This window comes from Cryptosporangium phraense, assembly GCF_006912135.1.
In the GTDB taxonomy this organism is placed as follows: domain Bacteria; phylum Actinomycetota; class Actinomycetes; order Mycobacteriales; family Cryptosporangiaceae; genus Cryptosporangium; species Cryptosporangium phraense.
In genome coordinates this window covers 1-3,728 of sequence record NZ_VIRS01000037.1, presented here as the reverse complement: position 1 = coordinate 3,728, position 3,728 = coordinate 1, and the positions used below count along the sequence as shown (strand labels likewise).

The following is a 3,728-nucleotide window of genomic DNA, read 5'->3' as shown; positions in this document are numbered from 1 at the left end:
ACCTTTTCGGTCGGATTTCCGTGTGGGACCTGATCTAGCGTCAGTGGGGGTGGCGGAAGCGTGACGGTGACCGGCCTGCTCGCTCCCACGACCGGTTGGCGCATCGAGCCCGCGGGCACCGCGATGGTGCTGCGCGACGCCGCGGACCCGGCCCGGGAGTTCCGTACGCTCGCCGGTTCGCTGGCGCCCGAGCCCGGCCGGGCCGTGCTGGTCGTCGCGACCGGTGCCGCTCCGGCCCTGGTGGCGACGGATCCGACGCTCACCTGGGAGCTGCTCCGGTGGCTGGGGCACGGCGCTCCGACCCGTCCGGCGGACGGCGTCCGCCTGGTGATGTCGGTCCCGCCGGGGACCGATCCCGGTCTCCTGCCGAAGGCCGCGCGCAAGCTCGCCGAGCTGCTCGATCTGGACGTCGTGACGCCGACCGGACCACTCGTGTCGCCGAGGCCCGGGCATTTGTTCGTGACCGGGCGGGGGCAGGGGTGGGTCACGGTGCACCCGGGGTCTTCGTCGTCGGGGTCTTTGTTATCGGGGCCGGGCGTGGCGGCGGGCGGGTCGGCGGCGCAGCCGGCGTCGGGGCGGGCCGGGCAGGCGGGCGCGTTGGGGCAGGCGGGCCGGGCCGGGAAGACTGGGCAGGCGGGGGAGACGTGGGAGGGGCCGCGGTTTCCGGCGCCGGCGTGGCAGCGGCGGCTGCCGCCGACGCACCCGACATCGTCGCCGGACGCCCGCGTCACCGCGGTACCGGCCGGACTCTGGCTCCACCCGGCGACCGAGAAGCCCCGCCCGACGTCCCTCCCGTTCCGGGCCCAGGCCGAGCGCGACCGGCTCACGGTCTTCCTGTCGGGCGCGTTCCCGGCCGACGCCCTGTCGCTGTGCGGCCTCCTCCTACAGGCGTTACCGGACGACGGCCGCCGGTCGCTGGTGATCGTCACCGCGCTGACCGCTGCCGCGCCGCCGGACGGGGCCGCGTCCTGGCCCCAGTGGCTCGCGGAACGGCTCGGTCGCCCGGTGACCGCCCGTCACGGCCTGGCCGTGCGAGGCTCGGACGGCTCGAAGCAGGTCGGCCTCCCGGACGCCCGCGGGCAGCTGGCCTGGCCGCCGTTCGTCCGCGAGGCGACGTACCGGCCCGGCTCCGGCGGCCCGGTGCCCACGTCGTGGACGTCCCCGTCGCCCAGCCTCAAGGAGATCGGGCGAGGCGCGTACGCGCTGGACGACGCGTGGACGGTCGAGGCTGTCCCGGCCGGCTTGTGGATCCGTCCGCGGGTCGCTGACGTCGAGGAATCGCCCGCCCGGCAGCTGGCGCCCTCGCCCGGATCGGTTGCGGTCGTGATCGGAACCCGCGGCGCGACCGAGCCGCCGGAGAAGGTCGTCGAAGCGGTGGCCGCGCTGCTGCGAGGGCTGCCCCCGGAGGTGACGGCCCGGGTGCGCCTGCTGGTGCCGCCCACGGTCTCGACGTCACTCGCGACGCGTCTGTCGGGCCTGGGGTTCGGGCCGGTACGCCCGCTCGACGCATCCCGCGTGATCGGCCCCCCACCGGCCGCTGCGGTGGCGGCCGCCGAGGCAGCAGAGGCCGCGGCAAAGGCGGCCAGGGCCGTCCGGGCCGCCGAGGCCGCCGCCCGAGCCGCGGAAGCCGCGGCCGCCCAAGCCGCCGCCCTGGAAGCGTCCGCCACCGCCGCGGCAGGCCCGCCGGGGGCCGCCCCGACGGGCGGGACGCCCGGAAGTGGCTCCCGAGGCCCGAGGCCCGCGGTCGGCGGCCCGTCGGCCGATGGGGCGTGGACCGGCGGCGCGCTGGCTGGCGGTGCGGTGGCTGGCGCCGCGTGGGCAGGTGGCGTCGGAGCTGCTGGCGCGGGGGTCGGTGGCCCGTGGGCCGGGGCCGCAGTGGCTGGCGGCGGTGTTGGGGTCGGCGGTGCAGGAGCCGGTTTCGTCGGAGGATGGGGGAGCGGGGCGGGCACACGCGGCCGCGCGCCGGTGCCCGAGGTATGGCGCCAACGAGGCGGCTCGGTAGCCCTGATCGCGGTAGTCGACCGAAGCGGCGTCCTCCGTCCGGTAGCCTCGACCGGCCTCTCCCCGGCCCGCCGGGTCGACCGAACTCTGGGCGCCACGACCCTGGAACTCCCGACATCCCTGGGCCAGCGGACCCTGTCCCCGCCCGTGATCCCACCCGCGGAAGCCGCTACCCCCGTCCCGACCGAACCCACGCCACCCTCTCTCCCCCCAAGCGCCCCAACGGTCATCCCCCCATCGACCCCCACGCACACCCCGCCCGCGCCGGAGCCACCCCCGGCGGCGTCGAACGCCACCGGCTCGACCCCGTCCGAGCCAAACGCACCCGCCTCGGACACGGAGGGCTCGAACCCGGCCAACCCGCCCCAGGCCGACCGCAACGCAGCAGTACCGGATGCGTCGGGATGGGAAGCAGCGAGGTCGGACGCGGCGAGGTCGGACGCGGCGAGGTCGGATGCGGCGAAGTCGGACGCGGCCAGGGCGGACGCGGCCAAGCCGTCCCCGGTCGAGCGCGACGCAGCGGTACCGGATGCGGCGGGATGGGGCGTTTCTGGGCCGGACGCAACCGGGCCGTCCGTGGCCGAGCCGCACCCGGCCGTGTCGGATGCCGCGGGGTCGGACGCAACCGGGCCGTCCGTGGCGGAGCCGCACCCGGCCGTGTCGGATGCCGCGGGGTCGGACGCAACCGGGCCGTCCCCGGCCGAGCGGGACGCGGCGGTATCGGATGCGTCGGGATGGGATGCGGCCAGGTCGGATGCGGCCGTTTCGAATGTGGCCGGGCCGTCCTCAGCTGAGCGGGACGCGGCCGCCTCGGGCGCCGCCGTGCCGTCTCCAGCCGTGCCGTCTCCGGCTGAGCCGTCCCCGGCCGAGCGGGACGCAGCCGGGTCCGATGCAGCTGGGCCGTCTCCAGCCGGGCGAAGCGCAGGCGGGTCGGACTCAGGCGGGTCGGACTCAGCCGGGTCGGACGCAGCCGGGTCGGACGTAGCCGGGTCGGACGTAGCCGGGTCGGACGTAGCCGGGTCGGACGTAGCCGGGTCGGGCGCAGGCGGGTCGGGCGCAGGCGCGTCGGGCTCGGCGGGTTCGGGGGCGGGCGTGTCTTGGGGTGGGTCGGCTGGGGCGCTGTCGTTGGCGTCGGTCTCCGAGGTGCCGTTGACCGGCTTCGGCCGCACCGAGTCCACGGTGGAGCCACCCCGGGTCGCCGAGACCCCGGCGTCCGAGAAGGAGCCGATCCTGCGGCTGTCGGTTGCTCCGACCCAGCTCCAGGTACCCGACACCGACGACTCCGAAGATCCCGAAGACGAACCGGTTCTGTTCCTGGAAGACCTCCCCGACGAGTTCCGCCAACTCATCGAGGCGCAGCTCCTTGCGCCTCAATGGATGCCTGCCCGCCCGGTGTCCGGCATCCAGCTCCCGGAGCCGTCTGCCCTGGTTCCGCGGCTGACGATGGCTCCCCGCCAGCTGGTCCTGAACCCTGCCGAAGACGACTCCTCGGCCGCGGACGGCGCCGAGTCCGTCGGAACCGGGGAGGCTGCCGGTGACAGCGGCGAGGACGAACGGAACAGTCGGAACAGCGGGGGTGGTTCGGCGCTCGTGAGTGGGGGTGCTCGGCTCGCGCGTCGGTTGCTCCGGCCGTTGGCTCCGCTGAGCCGAGGCCAGCACCAGACCCCGGCCGAGCCCGCCCAGCCCGCTACGCCGGCCCGGCCCGGCCCGCCGGCCACGCCAGCCAC

At 76.4% G+C, this 3,728-nt stretch carries 1 pseudogene; it reads left to right on the top strand.

What is annotated here, in order from left to right:
- Window positions 1-60: 60 nt before the first annotated feature.
- A pseudogene (locus FL583_RS40515) lies at window positions 61-3,728 on the top strand (hypothetical protein); the annotation flags it as partial.